Source organism: Micromonospora sp. LZ37, assembly GCF_059359015.1.
Genome location: NZ_JCADBL010000010.1, coordinates 149673 through 168614 on the forward strand (window position 1 = coordinate 149673; position 18942 = coordinate 168614).

An 18942-nucleotide genomic window follows, 5' to 3' on the forward strand; every position below is an offset into this window, starting at 1 on the left:
TCAGACGTCGACCGTGACCAGCGCGCGCCAACCCTCGTCGGTGCGGCCGAAGCGCAGCTCGTGCAGGGAGACGGCCTTGGGCACCGCGCCGACCAGGTCGACCGCGTCGGTGCCGACGGTGCGCCAGCGCACCCGCGGGCCGGCGCCGTCGCCGGGCTCGACGGCGGTGCTCAGCGGCAGCGTGCCCTCGATCTCCAACCGGAAGATCACCTCGTCGAGGACGGCGACCAGCAGGTCCTCGTCGGGCCCGGCCGGCACGTCGAACGTCGTGGACCCGTCGGCGCTGGCGCCCGCGGTGTCGACGAACGTCTCCACCAGCGCGGTGACCGCCTCGGCCAGGCAGCCGTCCCGGTCTGGCGCCCACGCCTCGATCCGCACGTCCGCGGTGTGCGGCACCCGGCGGTGCCCGCGCGCCGGTCGTCGTCCCATGCCCCGATCATGCCGCCCGCGCGGCTCGCCGTGCGCGGAACCGTCGCACCGGGACGCTACGGTGCCCGTCATGATCGCCGACGACGTAGACGCCCTGGTCATGGCGGAGGACGACGGCCCGAGCAGCAGCTGAGGGCCGGTCGGCGGGCAGCGCCGCCGGCGGCTGCGGCGCTAGGGTCGGCCGGTGCGGATCACGAAGTACACCCACGCCTGCGTACGACTCGAACGCGACGGTCGGGTGCTGGTCATCGATCCCGGCACCTGGAGCGAGTCGGCCGCCCTGGCCGGGGCCGACGCCGTCCTGGTCACCCACGAGCACAGCGACCACCTCGACGTGCTGCGGCTGGCCGGGCTCGGGGTGCCGGTCTTCGCCCCCGACGGCGCCGACCTGCCGGCGTCGCCCGCGCTGCCGGTGACCCGGGTCCGGGCGGGGGAGCGGTTCACCGCCGCCGGGTTCACGGTGACCGCCGTCGGCGGCCGGCACGCCGCCATCCACGACGGCCAGCCCGACTGCGCCAACCTGGGGTACGTCGTGGACGACGAGCTGTACCACCCGGGCGACTCGCTGCACCCGCCGGACCGGCCGGTGCGGACGCTGCTGCTGCCGGCGCAGGCGTCCTGGCTGAAGCTCACCGAGGCGATCGGGTTCGCCCGGGCGGTCGGCGCGCGGCAGGTCTACCCGATCCACGACGCGCAGCTCAACGACCGGGGCCTGGCCAGCGTCAACGGCTGGTTCGGCGAGACCCTGGGCGGGTCCTACCGCTATCTCGCCCCGGGCGAGACGGCCTGACCGGGCCGGGTGACCACCGGTCAGCCGGTCGCCGGGTGGTACAGCGCCGCCAGCTCGGCGCCCGTGGCCGCCAGCATCTCCCGTAGCTCCGCCGGTGCCAGCACCTCCACCTGCGCCCCCAGGCGCAGCAGGTCGCCGTGCGCGTGGGTGGTCGACTCGATCGGCACCACGGTGGTGACCCACCCGTCGGCCTCCGGTGGTCCGGCGTTGGCCTCGGCCGCGGCGACGACCAGCTCGCTGCCGACCTCCCGCAGCCGTTCCCGCCCGCGCGGGGAGAGCCGGATGGTCGCCTCGCCCCGGTGCAGGCGGTTGCGGAAGTCGAGCACGGACGCGCGCCACCAGGCGGCCAGGTCGAAGTCGGCCGGCCGGGCGAAGGTCTCCGGCAGGGTGGTCAGTTCCAGGATCTGGTTGACCCGGTAGCTGGCCGGCCCGCGCCCGCCGTCGGCGACCAGATACCACCGGCCCCCCTTGAGCACCAGGCCGTACGGCGCCAGCTGCCGGACCCGCTCGCCCTGCCAGCCGCGGTAACGCACCCGCAGCCGCCGCTGCCGCCACACCGCCTCGGCCACCGGCGCCAGGTGCGGTGAGGCGTCCCCGTCGGAGTACCAGTTCGGGGCGTCCAGGTGGAACCGTTGCCGCACCGCCTCGGCGCGGTCGCGCAGCACCGGCGGGAGGGCGGCGTCCAGCTTCAGCTGGAGCGCGGCGACCACCGCCCCGTAACCCAGTTCGGCCGCCGGCCCCGGCAGTCCGGCGAGGAAGAGCCGCTCGGCCTCCTCACCGGTCAGCCCGGTCAGCCGGGTCCGCCAGCCGTCGACCAGCCGGTAGCCGCCGGCGTGGCCGGCCTCGCCGTACAGCGGGATGCCGGCGGCGTGCAGCGACTCCACGTCCCGGTAGACGGTGCGGGTGGAGACCTCCAGCCGTTCGGCGAGCTGGGCGGCGGTCATCCGGCCGTGCGTCTGGAGCAGCAGCAGGACCGAGAGGAGCCGACTGGCGCGCATATCTGCTGACAGTAGTTGTCAGGGGAGGGCTCCTACCGTCCCCGGCATGCCTTTCCGAGACAAGACGCTGCGGGTGCCGGGACCGACCACGGTCGCCGGCCGGCAGCTCAAGCGCTACCACATCGACCAGCCGGAGGTGCCGCTGACGCCGGAGGTGGAGCGGGCCGCGTACGCCGTCCTGCCCGACCTGCTGCCGCCGGCCGACCCGGCCACGCCGCCCGCGGGGTGGGTGGTGCTGCACCGGGGCGCGGACACCGGCGCCTACCTCCTGGCGTACACCTGGTTCTGGGACAACGTCGTGCGGTGCCGGATCGCGGTCGCCGGCCAGCCGGCACTGGACTGCCCCGACGACGACCCGACGCACTTCGTGCCGTTGGACCGGCTCGAGGTGGGCTGCGTCTGGGAGTTGGGGGTGCTGGAGCACGAGCGGGTCGCCTGGGTGCGGCACGTGCTGGCCCCGGACCGGCCCGACCTCGCCGGCTACCTGGCCGACAGCCGGGCGGAAGGGCCGGTGGGCCGGTGAGCGGCGACTTCGACTTCCTCGTCGGCCGGTGGGACGTAGCCAACCGGCGGCTGCTGCGGCGGCACGTCGGCTGCGACGAATGGGACGAGTTCCCCGGCGTCTCCGTCGCCCACCGGTTCTTCGACGGCGCCGGCAGCTTCGACGAGATGACCTGCCCGACGAAGGGCTTCTCCGGCTCGTCGCTGCGGCTCCTCGACCCGGCCACCGGGGACTGGTCGATCTGGTGGATGCACAGCCGGCGCGGGGTGCTGGAGCAGCCCCCGGTGGTCGGCCGGTTCACCGACGGCCTCGGCACGTTCTTCGCCGACGACACCGACGCGGGACGCCCGGTGCGGTGCCGGTTCGTCTGGTCGGGCATCACCGCGACCTCCTGCCGCTGGGAGCAGGCGTTCTCCACCGACGGTGAGCGGACCTGGGAGACCAACTGGGTCATGGACTTCAGCCGGGCGGGCTGACGGTGGCGAGGGCGTGGCGGGCGCCGCCACGCCCTCAACCCGGCGAGGTGGTCCGGTAGATGCCGGTCAGCCAGACGTCGAGCAGCACGTCCACCACGTCCCGCTCGGCGACGGCCGGCCCGTCACCGGCGAAGGTGGCGTACCAGACCCGCTCGTTCATCGAGTTCAACGCGATCGCCAGGTCGCGGGCGGGCAGCCCGGGCGGGGCCGCGCCGCGTCGGCGCTCGGCCAGGATGGCGGCCTCGACCGCCTGCACCCAGCGTTCCAGCACCCGGGCCCAGAGCCGGCGGACCTCGACGTTGGTGCCGCGGACCTCCGCGCAGGCCAGCACCACCGCGCGGTGGCCGCCGAAGGTGGCGTGGAAGCGGCTGATCAGCTCCCGCCAGCGGGCCCGCGGGTCCTCGGCCAGGTGGTCCAGCACGTCGCCGGCGGCGGCGTCGGCCTCCTCGGTGACCCGGTCGAGCAGGGTCAGCAGCACCGCGTCCTTGGACGGGAAGTAGAAGTAGAACGTCGGCCGGGAGATGCCCGCGCCCCGGGCCAGGTCGTCGATGGAGATCTCGGCGAAGGTGCGCTGCCGCAGGAGCCGCTCGGCGGTGGTGAGGATGGCCAGCTCCCGGTCGTCGCCCGCGGACCGGCCCACCCGGCGGCCACGTCCGGGCGCGGCACCGGCGGAGGTACGGGCGGTCGCCATGAGCGTCGATGCTACACGCGCTCGACAGGGTGTCGACCGATCTCGACAGAGTGTTGACGGCGTCGACGGTGGTGGATAGTGTCCGGTCCACTGTCTCAGCCAGGGAGCTGCCATGGCCTCCGACCACGTCGACGTGCTCATCGTCGGAGCCGGCCTGTCCGGCATCGGCGCCGCCGTCCACCTGCGGCGCAACTGTCCCGACAAGACGTACGCGGTGCTCGAGGCGCGGGGCGCGATCGGCGGCACCTGGGACCTGTTCCGCTACCCGGGCATCCGCTCCGACTCGGACATGTTCACCCTCGGCTACTCCTTCAAGCCGTGGACGAACCCGAAGGCGATCGCCGACGGCGACGCCATCCGCGGCTACGTCCGGGAGACCGCCCGCGAGTACGGCGTCGAGGAGCACATCCGCTTCCACCACCGCGTCGTCCGTGCCGAATGGGACAGCGCGACCGCCCGCTGGACCGTGCACGCCCGCCGCGACGACACCGGCCAGGAGGTCCGGCTCACCTGCGCGTTCCTCTTCACCTGCTCCGGCTACTACCGCTACGACTCCGGTTACACCCCCGAGTTCCCCGGCGTCGACCGGTTCGCCGGGCGGCTGGTGCACCCGCAGCACTGGCCCGCCGACCTGGACCACGCCGGCAAGCGGGTGGTCGTCATCGGCAGCGGCGCCACCGCGGTGACGCTGGTGCCGGCGATGGCCGAACGGGCCGGACACGTCACCATGCTCCAGCGCTCGCCCACGTACGTGATCTCGCTGCCCTCGCGGGACGTCATCGCCGACGCGCTGCGGCGCTGGCTGCCGGAGAAGGCCGTCTACCCGGTGGTGCGGTGGAAGAACGTGCTCCTCGGCACGGCGAACTTCCAGCTCAGCCGGCGCGCGCCGAAGGTGGTGAGAGCGCTGCTGCGCCGGGCCGCCAAGGGCCGGCTGCCGGCCGGCTACGACGTGGACCGGCACTTCTCGCCCCGCTACGACCCGTGGGACCAGCGGCTCTGCGTGGTCCCCGACGGGGACCTGTTCGAGGCGGTGCGCGGCGGGCGGGCCGCCGTGGTCACCGACACCATCGACACCTTCACCGAGCGCGGCATCCGGCTCACCTCCGGCGCGGAGCTGCCGGCCGACGTCGTCGTCACCGCCACCGGCCTCAACCTGCTCGCCTTCGGCGGGATGACGATCGCCGTGGACGGGGTCGAGGTCGACCTGGCCCACACCGTCGCCTACAAGGGCATGATGCTCTCCGGCGTGCCGAACTTCGCCATGACGATCGGCTACACCAACGCCTCCTGGACCCTGAAGGCCGACCTGGTCGCCACGTACGTGTGCCGGCTGCTGCGCCACCTCGACCGCACCGGCCAGCAGATCGTCACCCCGGTCGCGCCCACCGACGGCGAGCTGGAACCGATCATCGACCTCAAGTCCGGGTACGTGCTGCGCAGCGTCGACGCCCTGCCCAAGCAGGGCGCCCGGGCGCCCTGGCGGCTCCACCAGAACTACGCCCGGGACGTGGTGCTGATGCGGCACGGGCGGCTCGCCGACGAGGGGGTCCGCTTCTCCCGCGCCGCGCCGGCCGCCGCCGACTCCCGTACCACCGAGGCCCCGGTCGCCTGACCCGGGCTCCGCCACCCGTACCGCAGAGGAGAGCGCGTTGCGTACCTTCGTCTTCCGCGCCGGGACCGCCGTGGTCACCGGCGCCGCCAGCGGGATAGGTGAGGCCGTGGCGCACGGCCTCGCCCGCCGCGGCAGCGACCTCGTCCTGCTCGACCGGGACGCCGACCGGCTCGACGCGGTGGCCGCGGCGATTCGCGCCGCCCACCCCAACCTGCGGGTCGAGACCCACCTGGTCGACCTCGCCGACCGGGCGGCCACCGCCCGGGTCGCCGAGCAGGTCCGGGCCGCCCACCCGCGGATCCGGTTGCTGGTCAACAACGCCGGGGTGGCCCTCGGTGGCCGCTTCGACCAGGTCACCCTCGACGAGTTCAACTGGCTGCTGGACATCAACTTCCACGCCGTCGTGCAGTTGACCCACGCCCTGCTGCCGGCGTTGAAGGCGGAGCCGGGCGCGCACCTGGTCAACGTCTCCAGCCTCTTCGGACTGATCGCCCCGGCCGGGCAGGCCGCCTACTCGGCCAGCAAGTTCGCCGTCCGCGGGTTCACCGAGGCGCTGCGCCACGAGCTGGCCGACGACGGCATCGGGGTGACCTCCGTGCATCCCGGCGGGATCGCCACCCGGATCGCCCGCAACGCCCGGGTGGGCAGCGGCGTCGAGCGCGAGGAGTACGAGACCGGCCTGCGCCAGTTCGAGAAGCTGCTTTCCATCCCACCGGCGAAGGCCGCCGAGGTGATCCTGCGCGGGGTGGAGCGTCGCCGCGGACGGGTGCTGATCGGCTGGTCGGCGAAGCTGCCCGACCTGCTGGCCCGGGTCGCCCCGGCCGCGTACAACCGGGTCCTCGTCACCGGCCTCAACCGGGGGGCCGGCGGCCCGGCCCGGCAGGCCGGCCGAACGCCCCTCGTCCCCCCGACCGCCACTCCCTCCACGGCGGACCGGGCATGAGCGCCGGGACCGCCCCGCGCCCCCGGCACGTCACCGTCGACGGCCGGCGGGTGTGCCACCGGGTCGACGGCGACGGGCCGCCGGTGGTGCTGCTGCACGGCATCGCCCGCAGCCAGCGCGACTTCGCCGAACAGCACGAGCTGCTCGCCCGCGGGTTCCGGGTGCACAGCGTCGACCTGCCCGGCTACGGCGGCTCCCTGCCCATGACCGAGCCGTACACCCTGCCGGCGCTCGCCCGGTTCGTCGGGCACTACCTCGACGCGGTGGGCGTGGACCGCCCGGCGCACCTGGTCGGCAACTCCCTCGGCGGCGCCATCGCCATGCGGCTGGCGGTGGCGGAGCCGGACCGGGTGGCCAGCCTCGCCCTGGTCAACCCCGCCGGCTTCGGCCAGGAGGTGACCATCGCGCTGCGGCTGCTGGCGCTGCGCCCGCTGGGCCGGCTGCTGCTGCGCCCCAGCCGGGGCCTCGCCCGCCGCACCGAACGCGCCCTCTTCCACGACCCGGCGTTCGTCACCGACGAGCGGATCGAGCACGCGCTGACCCTGGCCCGGCAGCCCTGGACCGCGCGGGTGCTGCTGGAGACCGTCCGCCACCTCGGCACCGTCAAGGGGGTGCACCCCGCCTGGCGGGAGGAGCTGCTCACCGAGGTGGCGCGCCTGGACATCCCCACCTGGATCGTCTGGGGCGACCGGGACCTCATCCTGCCCGCCACCCACCTCGACGCCGCGCGGGCCCGGCTGCCCCGGGCCGGTACCCACCTCTTCCGCGACTGCGGGCACATGCCGCAGATCGAGCACGCCGAGGAGTTCCACCGCATGCTCGTGGACTTCCTCACCGCCGCCGAGACGGGCGAGCGCGCCGACCGCGCCCCGGCCGGCGACCGCGCCGCCGCCGGGGAGGCCGGCTGAGGGCTCAGGGCGGGCCGTCGCCCCGCTTCTCCTCCTGGGCGAGCACCGCCTCCCGGTGCTCCGGGTCGTCGCGCGCGGCCAGCTCGGCGGCGAGTCGCGGGTCGGCGGCCAGCCGGGCCCGGTTGCGGTGCAGGAAGGCGTCGAACCCGCCGGTGTACGGGCAGGCCAGCTCGCCCAGCGCCCGCTCCGGCTGGTAGCGGCAGCCCACGCAGTAGTCACTGATCTCGTCGATGTACCGGCCGTCGACCGCGTACGGGCGGGTGTCCACCCGGGCGAGGTCGGCGTACTGGCTCATGCCGATCACCGTCGCGTTCATCACCCAGTCGGTGCCGTCCACGAAGGACCGGTGGAACCAGTCCACCAGCTCGGCGGGGCGCCACCCGCGCTGCAACGCGTAGTTGCCCAGCACCAGCAGCCGCTGCGGGTGGTGCGCCCAGGCCCGGTCCCGGACGCCGGCGAGCACCTCGGAAAGGCAGCGCGCCTCGACCGCGTCGGCGTCCAGCTCGACGAACCAGTCCGGCAGCGGCGTCGTCGCGGCGAGCCAACCCGTACCCCGGAACCCGGGATCGAAGTACCAGTACAGCTGCCAGAGGAACTCCCGCCAGCCGAGCAGACCCCGGACGAAGGCCTCCACCGCCGACGGTGGCGCGGTCCCCGCCTGCTCGGCGGCCTCGGCCCGCCGGATAGCCGGCTCCGGATCCAGCAGCCCCAGGTTGAACGAGGAGGAGAGCACGCTGTGCGCGAGCAGCGGATCGCCGGCGCTCATCACCTCGCCGTAGCGGCCGTGTTCGGGCAGCCGGTACCGCAGGAAGTGCGCCAACCGCGCCTCGGACTCGGCGTGGGTGGCGGGATAGCGGCGCGGGCCGTCCCGGCCCACGAAACGCACCCCGTCGCGCTGCCACCGGTCCAGGTCGGCGCGGACCTCGGCGTCGATGGCGTCCTCCACGATCGGCGGCGGGGGCGGCACGTCGAGGACCCGGGCCGCAGCGGGGGAGCGGCGGCGGGCGGCGCCACGGGACGACCCCGCGACGATGCCGTGGCGGCGCCGGGCGTGCCGGTAGAAGTCGCCCATCCGCAGCTGCCCCTGCCGGCTCCGGTCCGCCCAGGCGGCGAAGTCCGCCCGGTCGGTGACGAAGCCGCGCGGCGGCAGCACCGTCACCCGCTCGTCGGAGTTCACGAAGCGCAGCGCGGACCGGGTCGTCGGATGGCAGACCTCCACCGGCTCGCCGACCGCGTCCAGCGCCTCGCGGAAGGTGTCGGTGCGCAGCAGCACCGCCCGGTCGCCCAGCTCGGCGGCCCGGTGCCGCAGGGCGCTGAGGATGAGGTGCGCCTTCTGCCGGTGCAGGGCCCGCCGCCGGAACAGCTGCGCGGCCTCCACCAGCAGCACGGGCTGGTCGTCGTCGTCCAGGAAGTGCGGCCCGAGTTGGTCGGCGAGCAGCCACCGGCGGGTAGACATGGATCAATTCTGCCCAGTCGGCCGATCACGCCCGGTGGCGGGGTCGGTGGTGTCGGGTGACCGTTCAGGCCGGTGGACGCGCCGCACCGACCACCGCCGCCGGATCCACCGGCGGCCCGGCCGGGCGGCGCGGCGGGGCGGTGTCCTCCAGCACGGCCAGGTCGGCCTCGACCGCCGCGGGCAGCCGTCGACGCGCGCGGATCACCCACCCGATCTCCCGGGCCGCGTCGAGCAGCCCGCCTCGCCGTTGCGGGTCCCGCCAGGTCTGCGCCAGCACCGCGCGCACCACCCGCGGCGGGCGGCGCAGCGCCGCGGTCAGCACCCGGTTGCGGGCCTCCGCCCGGTGCCGGGCCCGCCGGTCCCGCCCCGCCGGCTGCGGCAGGTGGTGGACCACCAGCTCCGGCACGTACGCCAGCTGCCAGCCGGCGGCGGCCAGGTCCATCGCCAGCAGCGCCTCCTCGCCGTACGTCCCGAGCCGTGGGGCGAAACCACCGGCGGCGTCGAACGCGGCGCGGCGCAGCACCACCGCGCAGGCCAGGAAGCCCAGCACGGACGCCCCCGGCGCGTCCGGCGCGGTGCCCAGCGGCGCACGGGCCATCTCCGTCGAGATCGGGTCGACGCGCGCCTCCCGCCCGACGAGCACCTGCCCGGTGAGCAGCCCGGCTCCCGGATGCGTGGCGAGGATCTCCGCCGCCCGCCCCAACGCCCCCGGCGCCCAGTACGAGTCGTCGTCGGCGAAGGCCACGTACGGGGTACGGGCCAACGCCACCCCGACGTTGCGGGCGGCCCCGGCGCCCAGGTTGGACCCGAGCGGCACGACCCGGACCTCCGGAAAGGCCCGGGCCACCGCCGTCGGGGTGCCGTCGTCGGACCCGTTGTCCACCACGATCACCGGCCCGGGGTGCCGGGGCAGCACCTCGAGCAGCTGGACCCGCCGGTTCCTGGTGGCCACCACCACCGTCACGTCCGCCGTCATGGCCCGCCCGGTACCCCGCGACCGGGCTCCTCACGCGAACTGCGCGCAATTCCCGGCCGTCGTGAGCTAAAGCGGCGCCGCGCGGGAAAGCGGCGGCATGGCCGGTGCCGAGGTGACCCTCTTTCTCAGCGGCGACGTGATGACCGGTCGCGGCGTGGACCAGATCCTGCCCCACCCCGCCCCACCGGAGCTGCGGGAGGGGATCGTCACCGACGCCCGCCGGTACGTGGAGCTGGCCGAGTCGGTGTCCGGCCCGCTCCGCCGCCCGGTCCCGCCCCGCTGGCCGTGGGGGGAGGCGCTGCGGCTCCTCGACGAGCTGCGGCCGGACGTGCGGATCGTCAACCTGGAGACCTCGGTCACCGCGCGGGGCGAGTTCGCGCCCGGCAAGGGGATCCACTACCGGATGCATCCGGAGAACCTGGCCTGCCTCACCGCCGCCCGGATCGACGTCTGCGCGCTGGCCAACAACCACGTGCTCGACTTCGGCGCGCAGGGGCTCACCGACACCCTCGACGGGCTGCGCCGGACCGGCATCACGCCGGCCGGGGCGGGCGCGGACGCGGCGCAGGCGTGGCAGCCGGCCCGGGTCGACCTGGGCGGGGGCCGCCGGCTGCTGCTCTGGTCGGTGGGCGCCCCGTCGAGCGGGATCCCGCCGTCCTGGGCGGCGACCGACCGGCGGCCCGGGGTGGCGTACCTGCCGGAGCCGACCGAGGCGTCCGCCGCCGCGCTCACCGAACGGATCGCCGAGGCGGCCGACCCGGAGGACCTGGTGGTGGTCTCCGTGCACTGGGGTTCGAACTGGGGCTACCGGGTGCCGCCGGAGCACGTGGGTTTCGCGCGCCGCCTGGTGGAGGGCGGGGTGCACCTGGTGCACGGCCACTCGTCGCACCATCCGCGTCCGGTCGAGGCCCACGGCCGCGGCCTGATCCTCTACGGCTGCGGTGACCTGGTGGACGACTACGAGGGGATCGGCGGGCAGGAGTCGTACCGTCCCCACCTGCGGCTGCTGTACCTGCCGACCTTCGACGCGGACGGCCTGGTGCGGCTGCGCCTGGTCCCGGTGCGGATGCGCCGGATGCGGCTGGAGCCGGCGGCGCCCGCCGAGGCGCGCTGGCTCGCCGAGCTGGCCGACCGGCTCGGTTCGCCGTTCCGGACCCGGTTCCGCCTCGACGCCGACGGCCTGATCTCGCTGGACCACGGCGACCCGGCCCGCCCCTCCTGACCGGTGTGGCCCGCCGCACCCCTGGACCGGCCCGGCGGGCCCGCGTCCGGCCCGGGACGCATCATGGAGGCATGACTCGTCCCAGCTCGCCGGCCGGCCGGACCGGATGCGTGCGGCGGGCGCATCCGGCGACCTGCGGGCCCTGATGGCGGCCGACCGGGCGTTCCACACCGGTGTGGTCGATACCGCCAGGAACGGGATCCCCGCCGAGCGGCACGGCCGGCTGCGCGGCCCGCGGTGAGCCAGGTCGCGCCGATTCCGCGCCGCGCCGCGGCCCTGGTCTGGACGGTCGCGCTGGGCGCGTACGTGGCGGCCGTGTTCCACCGCAGCTCGCTCGGCGTGGCCGGGGTCGACGCCGCGCACCGCTTCGACATCGACGCCGCCGCGCTGGCCACCTTCACCGTCGCCCAACTCGCCGTGTACGCCGCCATGCAGGTGCCGGTCGGCGTGCTGCTGGACCGGTACGGCTCCCGCCGGCTGCTCCTCGCCGGCGGGGCGCTGATGGTGGCCGGTCAGCTCTGCTTCGCCGTCGCCACCGACGCGCGACTCGCGGTGGCCGCCCGGGTGCTGGTCGGGCTCGGCGACGCGATGACCTTCATCAGCGTGCTGCGGATCGTCGCGTTCTGGTTCCCGGGGCGGCGCAACCCGTTGATGGTGCAGCTCACCGGCACCCTCGGTCAGCTCGGCGCGATCCTGGGGGCGGTGCCGCTGGTGGCGCTGCTGCACGGCGCGGGCTGGACGCCCGCCTTCCTCACCGCCGCCGCGGTGGGCGCGACGGTGCTGCTGATGGTGGCCGCCGCCGTCCGGGACGCCCCGCGCCGCGAGCACGCCGCCGCCGTCGCTCCCGACCTCGCCACCGTACGCCGGCAGCTGGCCGCCGCGTGGGCCCAGCCGGGCACCCGGCTGGGACTCTGGACCCACTTCGTCACCCAGTTCTCCGGCGCGGTCTTCGCGCTGCTCTGGGGCTATCCCTTCCTGGTGCAGGGGCAGGGGCTGACGCCCACCGCCGCCGCGTCGCTGCTCACCCTGATGACGGTCGGCACGCTGCTCTGCGGGCCGGTCATCGCGCACCTCTGCGCCCGGCACCCGTTCCGCCGTTCGGTGGTGGTCTTCACCATCACCGCCGGCACCGCCGCCGTCTGGGCGGTCGTGCTGGCCTGGCCCGGACGGGCGCCGCACTGGCTGCTGGTGACCCTGGTGCTGGTCCTGGCCGTCAACGGCCCCGGTTCGGTGATCGGGTTCGACTACGCGCGCACCTTCAACCCGGTGCACCGCATCGGCAGCGCCACCGGCATCGTCAACGTGGGTGGCTTCGTCGCCTCGATCGTGCTGGTGCTGGCGATCGGCGTGGTGCTCGACGTCGCCACCCCGGGAACCGCCGCGACCCCCACCCTGGACGCCTACCGCTGGGCCTTCGCCGCGCAGTACCTGCTCTGGGCGCTCGGCGCGGTCCAGGTGTGGCGCTACCGCAACGCCGCCCGCCGTCGGTACGCCGCCGAGCGCGCGGCGGCCCCCGTCGCCGCTGTACCCGGCGGCTGAGCACCGACCCGCGGCCGGGCGGTCAGCGGAGGAGCCGGCGGTGGGTGAGCGAGTCCAGCATCAGGGTGAGGCCGGCGCCGACCAGCCAGACGTCCTTGGCCAGGCCGGTGCCCGCCTGGGTCGGCTTCAGGCTGTTCTGCTCCCGCATCCCGGGCGTGCGCAGGTACAGCTGGACCAGGCCGGCGCCGAACGCGGTCAGGCCCAGGCCGCCGATGAAGGACGGCACGAAGGGGATGAGCAGGGCGGCGCCCACTGCCACCTCGCTGGCGGAGAGCAGCTTGGCGAAGCGCGCCGGCTCGATCTGCCGCAGCGGTGGGATGGCACCCACGGCCATGCCGTGCATGCCCACGGCGGCCTCGCCCTCCAAGGTCCGCTTGCTCAGCCCGGAATTGAGGAAGAACGCGCCGATGCTGACCCGCAACGGCATGTGCGTGAGCTTCATGTGTACTCCCGTCCCAGCGGAGAACCGTGCCCCCGCCTACCCGGCGACGTCCGGGATAACCGCCCCGCCGGGCTGGGCGTACGCGGTGACCGGGCGGTAGGTTCGCGGGAAGACATGATCGTGGACGTAGCCGGGAGGGCACCGTGAGCCAGGAGGTCCGGGGAGTCGTTTCACGGCGCAGGGGCGCGCCGGTCGAGGTCACCACCATCGTGGTGCCCGACCCCGGGCCCGGCGAGGCGGTGGTGAAGGTGCACTCCTGCGGGGTCTGCCACACCGACCTGCACTACCGGGAGGGCGGCATCAACGACGACTACCCGTTCCTGCTCGGCCACGAGGCGGCCGGCGTGGTGGAACAGGTGGGGGAGGGGGTCACGGAGGTGGCTCCCGGCGACTTCGTGGTGCTCAACTGGCGGGCGGTCTGCGGCACCTGCCGGGCCTGCCGGCGCGGTCGCCCCTGGTACTGCTTCAACACGCACAACGCGGCCCGGCGGATGACCCTCACCGACGGCACCGAGTTGGCGCCGGCGCTGGGCATCGGCGCCTTCGCCGAGAAGACGCTGGTCCACGCCGGGCAGTGCACGAAGGTCGACCCGGCCGCCCGGCCCGCCGCGGTGGGCCTGCTCGGCTGCGGCGTGATGGCCGGCCTCGGCGCCGCCATGAACACCGGTCAGGTGACCCGGGGCGACTCGGTGGCCGTCATCGGCTGCGGCGGCGTCGGCGACGCCGCGGTGGCCGGCGCGGCGCTGGCCGGCGCGACCACGATCATCGCGGTGGACACCGACGCCCGCAAGCTCGACTGGGCGCGCAGGTTCGGCGCCACCCACACCGTGGACGCCTCCGCCGAGGACCCCGTCGCGGCGATCCGGGCCGCCACCGGCGGCTTCGGCGCCGACGTGGTGATCGACGCGGTCGGCCGCCCGGAGACCTGGAAGCAGGCGTTCTACGCCCGCGACCTGGCCGGCACCGTGGTGCTGGTCGGGGTGCCCACCCCGGAGATGACCGTCGACCTGCCGCTGCTGGACGTCTTCGGCCGGGGCGGCGCCCTCAAGTCCAGCTGGTACGGCGACTGCCTGCCCAGCCGGGACTTCCCGCTGCTCACCGAGCTCTACCTGCAGGGCCGGCTCGACCTGGACGCGTTCGTCACCGAGGAGATCGCCCTGGACCAGGTGGAACAGGCGTTCGACCGGATGCACCGCGGTGACGTGCTGCGCTCGGTGGTGGTCTTCCCGTGACCGCCCGTATCGACCACGCCGTCACCTCCGGCAGGTTCTCCCTCGACGGGCAGACCTTCGACGTCGACAACAACGTCTGGGTGGTGGGCGACGACGCCGAATGCGTCGTCGTCGACGCCCCGCACGACGTCGCGGCGATCCTGCGCGCCGTCGGCGACCGCCGGGTGGTGGCCATCCTGGCCACCCACGCCCACGACGACCACGTACGGGTGGCGCCCGAGCTGTCCCGGGCCACCGGCGCGCCGGTGCTGCTGCACCCCGCCGACCGGGTGCTCTGGGATCTGGTCCACCCCGACCTGCCGCCCGGCGGCGAGCTGGCCGACGGGCAGAGCCTGTCCGTCGCCGGCGCCACCATGCACGTCCTGCACACCCCCGGCCACAGCCCCGGGGCGTGCAGCTTCCACGCCCCGACGCTCGGCGCGGTCTTCACCGGCGACACCCTCTTCGCCGGCGGGCCCGGCGCGACCGGCCGCTCGTACAGCGACTTCGGCACCATCGTCGAGTCGATCCGGGGCCGCCTGCTCACTCTGCCACCGGAGACCGTGGTGCACACCGGGCACGGCGACAGCACCACCATCGGGACCGAGGCGCCGCACCTGCCCGAGTGGCTGGCGCGGGGCCACTGACCCGGGGGTTCAGCGTTCGCCGCGCCGGCCGAGGACCGGCTTGACGTCCAGCACGGGGGTGCCGTCCAGCGCCTCCAGGTCGGCCACCCGCACCCGCGGGCCGTCCACGGCCAGCACCCGCACCCGGTGCAGCCCGATCGGGTTCGGCCGGTCCGCCGACCGGGTGCTGAACACCCCGGTCTCCGGCCGGGCGTGGTCGTCGCGCGGGTGCACCGCCAGGACGTCCCGCCGGGCCCGGTCCAGCCAGGTGAGGACCAGGACCTCGGTGCCCGGCCGCAGGTCGCGCAGGCCGACGGCGACGGTGGGGGAGAAGACCAGGCACGCCTCCGGCGCACCCTCGTCGCCCTGCTTCGGCGCGAGCTCCGGATCGGTCAGCGGCGACTCCACCCGACCGATCGGGCGCAGCTCGTACGGCCCGTCGCCGATCACGTCGTGGTCCCGCCGTCGAGGCGCATGTGCAGCCGTACGGTGGTTCCGCCCGCGGTGGTGTGCAGCAGCACCAGGTCGCAGAGCGCGTGCACGATCACCAGCCCTCGGCCGCCGATGCCGTCGTGCCGGGGCGCGAGCCGACCGGCGAGCGGGTCGGCGAGCCAACCGTCGTCGTGGATCTCACACACCAGGTGTTCACCGGTGTGCCACGCCCGCAGCACCCCGGCGCCACCGGCGTGGGCGACGCTGTTCGCGGCCAGTTCGGTGACGGCGATCTGGAGGTCCGCGATCCGGTCCGGGTCCAGGCGCGCGGCCTGCGCCCGGTCGGTGACGAACCGGCGCACGTCGGCCAGGGTGTCGAGGGCGTACGGGAGGACGGAGACCGGCTCGTCGGGGTCCGGCAGCGGCTTGTTGTGCCCGGTGACGACCTGCTCCGGGGCGAAGGTGGGGCTCGGCCGCCGGCCCGCCGCGTCGACCAGCACCGGATGGGTGCGGCCGGCGTCGACGAGCACCTCGGCGTCGAGCCGCGCGGTGTCGTACGGGCAGAGGATGTGGGCGTCCCGGTCGGCGAACGCCGCGTTGATCAGCGCCTCGTGCTGGGCGCACGCCGGCTGCTCGGCCTCGGTACGCCCCGCCCACACCGGTTCGCCGATGATGCGTACCCGCTGGCCGGGGTGCCGCTCCAGGAAGGCCTGCAACACCCAGGGGATGATCCGGCCGGGGTTGCGCCCGGCCTCGGTCATGTCGGCGTAGCGGACCCGGTCCTCGTCGGCGCCCACCCGGTCACGGATCAGCGCCAGCCGGTCGGGAGGGGCCGCCACCAGCACCGGCTCCCCGTGCGCCAGGCCCTCCGTCACGAACGGCACGGTGCCGGCGAGCAGCTCCGCGTGGTCCCGGTAGAACAGTCCCTCGTGGACCAGCCGGGTCGACCCGGACGGCGTCACGTCGCGTACCCCGGGCGGTCCGTGGCGTCGACGAGGTCGAGCAGCCGGTGCAGGGCCGGCCGGCAGCCGACCAGGCGGACCCCGGCCGGGGTGACCCGTCGGGCCCGGACCAGCGCGCTGGCGGCGCTCACGTCGGCGAAGCTCAGCTCGGAGACGTCGACCACGCAGGTCTGCTCGGTCGGCCCCCGACCGGTGAGCTGCCCGAGCAGGGCGGCGAACGCTTCCCGGTTGCTGCGGTCGACCTGGCCCACCAGGCGCAGGCCGTACGGTTCGAGGGTCCGGTACGCCCGCAGCATCGGCGTCCAGGTGCGCGTGGCGTCCGGCCCCACCGTCGCCGGGTGCGCGGCGGCGATCGGGCGCAGGTACTCGGCGGGGAAGAGCCGCCGGTCGTACAGGCACATGCCGGCCACGTCGCCGTCCAGGAAGACGCGGTTCGTCTCGGCCTCGTACCGGCACAGGTCGGCGACGGGTACGCCGTGCCGCACCGCCCAGCCCATGTCACCGATCAGGCGCAGCCCCGGGCGCTCGTCGCGCCGGGCCCGGGCGACCTCGGTGGTCAGTTCGTCGACCATCGCGTCCGCCCTGAACCGGCCGCCGGTCAGGTAGCTCTCCACCGCCGGCACGATCCGCAGTCGACCGCCCGCCAGCGCCGCTTCGGTCGGCACGCCGGCGCCGTCGAGGTGGGCCCGCACGACGGTGGGGGAGGTCGCGTCGGTGAACCAGACGACCTTGTGGCCGAGGCTGAGACCGTGGGCGGCGAACCGCCCCCCGGCGTCGAGTCCGCCGGCCTCGCCGTCGTGCGCCCAACAGACGTGGTCGCCCAGGCTGACCTGGTCGGCCACCGCGCTCGCAGTCACCCTTATCGCCCTCCGGTCGGCCTCACTGTAGCCCGTGGTCGACCCTCAGCGAACGCCGGTGCGCGGCGAAGTGGTTGCCGGCCGTTCCACCGGAGGCTAATCTGCCGGTGGACCCGGACGTCGGCGCACGGCGCCGCCCGGATGTCCCTCTCCCCCCGCTCCCGATCGGTGTCCCTACGACGCCGTCGGGCCGCACGCCGTCCACCGCGATCCGCGCGCCGGCGGTCCCTCCACTGTGGTCCGGCGCCGTGGCGCGTCCCGGGCCCGCTTTACCCGAAAGGCACCCGATGCACCCTGACACCCTCATGCCCGTCGACGGCGTGGTCGACCTCGACGACCGCCGCGCGCTCGTACGGGTCGACGGCTACCTGCCGTCCCGGCGCGACGTGCTCCTCTCCCCGGCCCAGCTGCGTCGCCACGGGCTGCGCCGGGGCGACGTGGTCACCGGCGTGGCCCGTTCCGGCCGGCTGGTCCGGCTGGACAGCGTCAACGGCACGGACCCCGCGCAGGCCCGGGACCGGCCCGACTTCCACGCGCTCACCGCGGGTTACCCGCGGGAGCGGTTGCGGTTGGAGACCGAGCCGCACATCCTGACCACCCGGGTGATCGACCTGGTCATGCCGATCGGCAAGGGGCAGCGGGCGCTGATCGTGTCGCCGCCGAAGGCCGGTAAGACCATGGTGTTGCAGGCGATCGCGAACGCGATCACGCACAACAACCCGGAGTGCCACCTGATGGTGGTGCTGGTCGACGAGCGGCCCGAAGAGGTCACCGACATGCAGCGGTCGGTCAAGGGCGAGGTCATCGCGGCCACGTTCGACCGTCCGCCGCAGGACCACACCACGGTGGCGGAGCTGGCGATCGAGCGGGCCAAGCGTCTGGTCGAGCTGGGCCACGACGTGGTCGTGCTGCTCGACTCGGTCACCCGGCTGGCCCGCGCCTACAACCTCGCCGCCCGGCCCGTCGGTCGTACCCTGTCCGGCGGGGTGGACGTGGCCGCGCTGCACCCGCCCAAGCGGCTGCTGTCCGCCGCCCGCGCCGTGGTGGGCGGCGGCTCGCTCACCGTCCTCGCCTCCGCGCTCGTGGAGACCGGGTCGGCGGCGGACACGCTGTTCTTCGAGGAGTTCAAGAGCACCGGCAACGCCGAGCTGCGGCTGGACCGGGGGCTCGCCGAGCGGCGCACCTTCCCGGCGGTGGACGTGCGCTCGTCGGGAACCCGGCGCGAGGAGTTGCTGCTGACGGCGGACGAGCGGACCCGGGTGGGCGCGCTGCGGACCGCACTGTCCCGGTTGGACCGACAGCAGAGCCTCGACCTGCTGCTCCGCCGGCTCGCCGGCACCGCCGACAACCGGGCCCTGCTCGCCCGGTTCTAGGATCGACAGGGTGAGCACTGACCCCGCCGGCCGCCCGACCGTACGACAGCTGCGCCTTGTGGTCGAGGCCGAGGACTACGAGGCCGCGGTCGCCTTCTTTCGCGACGCGCTCGGCCTGCCGGAACAGGCCGCGTTCTCCGGCGAGGGCGATGCCCGGGTGGTGATCCTCGACGCCGGTCGGGCCACCCTCGAGATCGCCAATCCCGCCCAGAAGCGCATGATCGACGAGGTGGAGGTGGGGCGACAGGTGGCGCCGCGCATCCGGGTGGCGTTCGAGGTGGACGACACCCAGGCCGCGACGGCCCGGCTGGTGGCCGCCGGGGCCACCGAGCTCGCGCCGCCGACCGTCACGCCCTGGCACTCGCTCAACTCGCGGCTCGACGCTCCGGCGGGGCTCCAGCTCACCCTCTTCCAGGAGCTGCGCGACCTCGACGACCGCGCCACCCTGGACGGTTTCGGCACCGACCGGGACCGCGCCGGCTGACACCCACCAGGGC

20 protein-coding genes and 1 pseudogene are annotated in these 18942 nt (G+C 74.9%); 12 read left to right on the plus strand and 9 right to left on the minus strand.

Going from position 1 to position 18942, the window contains the following annotated elements:
* Entirely contained in the window at positions 1-429 is a 429-nt protein-coding gene (locus AC5L3Z_RS20910; RefSeq protein WP_494844370.1) for an archease, read from the minus strand.
* Positions 430-613: 184 nt separating this feature from the next.
* On the opposite strand from AC5L3Z_RS20910, the gene AC5L3Z_RS20915 reads away from it, so the two are divergent.
* Positions 614-1219, plus strand: a complete 606-nt coding sequence (locus AC5L3Z_RS20915; RefSeq protein ID WP_494844372.1) for an MBL fold metallo-hydrolase — start codon at positions 614-616, stop codon at positions 1217-1219.
* Positions 1220-1239: 20 nt separating this feature from the next.
* On the opposite strand, the gene AC5L3Z_RS20920 is transcribed toward AC5L3Z_RS20915, so the two are convergent.
* Positions 1240-2217 carry a helix-turn-helix transcriptional regulator gene (locus AC5L3Z_RS20920; protein WP_494844374.1) on the minus strand — a complete coding sequence of 326 codons (978 nt, stop codon included), beginning with the start codon at positions 2215-2217 and terminating at the stop codon, positions 1240-1242.
* 46 nt (positions 2218-2263) lie between these two features.
* On the opposite strand from AC5L3Z_RS20920, the gene AC5L3Z_RS20925 reads away from it, so the two are divergent.
* Complete coding sequence (locus AC5L3Z_RS20925; RefSeq protein WP_494844376.1) at positions 2264-2740, plus strand: hypothetical protein; 477 nt, start codon at positions 2264-2266, stop codon at positions 2738-2740.
* The gene (locus AC5L3Z_RS20930; protein WP_494844377.1) at positions 2737-3195 is read left to right on the plus strand and encodes a hypothetical protein; all 459 of its coding nucleotides are present in this window, start codon (positions 2737-2739) and stop codon (positions 3193-3195) included. The genes AC5L3Z_RS20925 and AC5L3Z_RS20930 overlap by 4 nt, the downstream gene beginning before the upstream one ends.
* A gap of 34 nt (positions 3196-3229) precedes the next feature.
* Here AC5L3Z_RS20930 and AC5L3Z_RS20935 read toward each other — a convergent pair whose 3' ends face one another.
* Positions 3230-3886 carry a TetR/AcrR family transcriptional regulator gene (locus AC5L3Z_RS20935; protein WP_494844378.1) on the minus strand — a complete coding sequence of 219 codons (657 nt, stop codon included), beginning with the start codon at positions 3884-3886 and terminating at the stop codon, positions 3230-3232.
* Between the two features lie 112 nt (positions 3887-3998).
* Between AC5L3Z_RS20935 and AC5L3Z_RS20940 the strand changes: the two genes are divergently transcribed.
* Genes AC5L3Z_RS20940 through AC5L3Z_RS20950 form a run of 3 tightly spaced genes read left to right on the plus strand, consistent with a single transcriptional unit; the run spans position 3999 to position 7349 of the window.
* Positions 3999-5498 (plus strand): flavin-containing monooxygenase, encoded by a 1500-nt coding sequence (locus AC5L3Z_RS20940; RefSeq protein ID WP_494844380.1) that lies wholly within the window; start codon positions 3999-4001, stop codon positions 5496-5498.
* A gap of 37 nt (positions 5499-5535) precedes the next feature.
* Positions 5536-6441, plus strand: coding sequence for an SDR family NAD(P)-dependent oxidoreductase (locus AC5L3Z_RS20945; RefSeq protein ID WP_494844381.1), 906 nt, complete (start codon positions 5536-5538; stop codon positions 6439-6441).
* The gene (locus AC5L3Z_RS20950; RefSeq protein WP_494844382.1) at positions 6438-7349 is read left to right on the plus strand and encodes an alpha/beta fold hydrolase; all 912 of its coding nucleotides are present in this window, start codon (positions 6438-6440) and stop codon (positions 7347-7349) included. The genes AC5L3Z_RS20945 and AC5L3Z_RS20950 overlap by 4 nt, the downstream gene beginning before the upstream one ends.
* Positions 7350-7353: 4 nt before the next feature.
* Here AC5L3Z_RS20950 and AC5L3Z_RS20955 read toward each other — a convergent pair whose 3' ends face one another.
* On the minus strand, positions 7354-8805 hold the full coding sequence (locus AC5L3Z_RS20955; RefSeq protein ID WP_494844383.1) for a cryptochrome/photolyase family protein: 1452 nt from the start codon (positions 8803-8805) through the stop codon (positions 7354-7356).
* Positions 8806-8869: 64 nt separating this feature from the next.
* Complete coding sequence (locus AC5L3Z_RS20960; RefSeq protein ID WP_494844385.1) at positions 8870-9781, minus strand: glycosyltransferase family 2 protein; 912 nt, start codon at positions 9779-9781, stop codon at positions 8870-8872.
* A 97-nt stretch (positions 9782-9878) separates the two neighbouring features.
* Between AC5L3Z_RS20960 and AC5L3Z_RS20965 the strand changes: the two genes are divergently transcribed.
* Both AC5L3Z_RS20965 and AC5L3Z_RS20970 read left to right on the plus strand, forming a co-directional pair.
* Positions 9879-11003, plus strand: coding sequence for a CapA family protein (locus AC5L3Z_RS20965; protein ID WP_494844386.1), 1125 nt, complete (start codon positions 9879-9881; stop codon positions 11001-11003).
* A 237-nt stretch (positions 11004-11240) separates the two neighbouring features.
* Positions 11241-12542: an MFS transporter gene (locus AC5L3Z_RS20970; RefSeq protein ID WP_494844388.1), complete on the plus strand. Its 1302-nt coding sequence runs from the start codon at positions 11241-11243 to the stop codon at positions 12540-12542.
* A 22-nt stretch (positions 12543-12564) separates the two neighbouring features.
* On the opposite strand, the gene AC5L3Z_RS20975 is transcribed toward AC5L3Z_RS20970, so the two are convergent.
* The gene (locus AC5L3Z_RS20975; RefSeq protein WP_494844389.1) at positions 12565-12984 is read right to left on the minus strand and encodes a hypothetical protein; all 420 of its coding nucleotides are present in this window, start codon (positions 12982-12984) and stop codon (positions 12565-12567) included.
* A 143-nt stretch (positions 12985-13127) separates the two neighbouring features.
* On the opposite strand from AC5L3Z_RS20975, the gene AC5L3Z_RS20980 reads away from it, so the two are divergent.
* Together AC5L3Z_RS20980 and AC5L3Z_RS20985 are read left to right on the plus strand one after the other, a co-directional pair.
* Positions 13128-14216, plus strand: coding sequence for an S-(hydroxymethyl)mycothiol dehydrogenase (locus tag AC5L3Z_RS20980; RefSeq protein ID WP_494844390.1), 1089 nt, complete (start codon positions 13128-13130; stop codon positions 14214-14216).
* On the plus strand, positions 14213-14842 hold the full coding sequence (locus AC5L3Z_RS20985; RefSeq protein ID WP_494844392.1) for an MBL fold metallo-hydrolase: 630 nt from the start codon (positions 14213-14215) through the stop codon (positions 14840-14842). The genes AC5L3Z_RS20980 and AC5L3Z_RS20985 overlap by 4 nt, the downstream gene beginning before the upstream one ends.
* A 9-nt stretch (positions 14843-14851) precedes the next feature.
* On the opposite strand, the gene tsaA is transcribed toward AC5L3Z_RS20985, so the two are convergent.
* From tsaA to AC5L3Z_RS21000, 3 genes are read right to left on the minus strand one after another with little or no spacing between them, the layout of a single operon-like run.
* Positions 14852-15271 carry a tRNA (N6-threonylcarbamoyladenosine(37)-N6)-methyltransferase TrmO gene (gene tsaA, locus AC5L3Z_RS20990; RefSeq protein ID WP_494844393.1) on the minus strand — a complete coding sequence of 140 codons (420 nt, stop codon included), beginning with the start codon at positions 15269-15271 and terminating at the stop codon, positions 14852-14854.
* A complete protein-coding gene (locus AC5L3Z_RS20995) occupies positions 15268-16215 on the minus strand; it encodes an anti-sigma factor RsbA family regulatory protein (RefSeq protein ID WP_494844394.1) in 948 nt (315 codons plus the stop codon). Before AC5L3Z_RS20995 ends, tsaA begins: the two co-directional genes overlap by 4 nt.
* Entirely contained in the window at positions 16212-17072 is an 861-nt protein-coding gene (locus AC5L3Z_RS21000; RefSeq protein ID WP_494844396.1) for an MEDS domain-containing protein, read from the minus strand. Before AC5L3Z_RS21000 ends, AC5L3Z_RS20995 begins: the two co-directional genes overlap by 4 nt.
* Positions 17073-17326: 254 nt before the next feature.
* On the opposite strand from AC5L3Z_RS21000, the pseudogene rho reads away from it, so the two are divergent.
* Together rho and AC5L3Z_RS21010 are read left to right on the plus strand one after the other, a co-directional pair.
* Positions 17327-18445, plus strand: a pseudogene (gene rho / locus AC5L3Z_RS21005) (transcription termination factor Rho); the annotation flags it as partial.
* 10 nt (positions 18446-18455) lie between these two features.
* On the plus strand, positions 18456-18929 hold the full coding sequence (locus AC5L3Z_RS21010) for a VOC family protein (RefSeq protein WP_494844397.1): 474 nt from the start codon (positions 18456-18458) through the stop codon (positions 18927-18929).
* Positions 18930-18942: the final 13 nt, after the last annotated feature.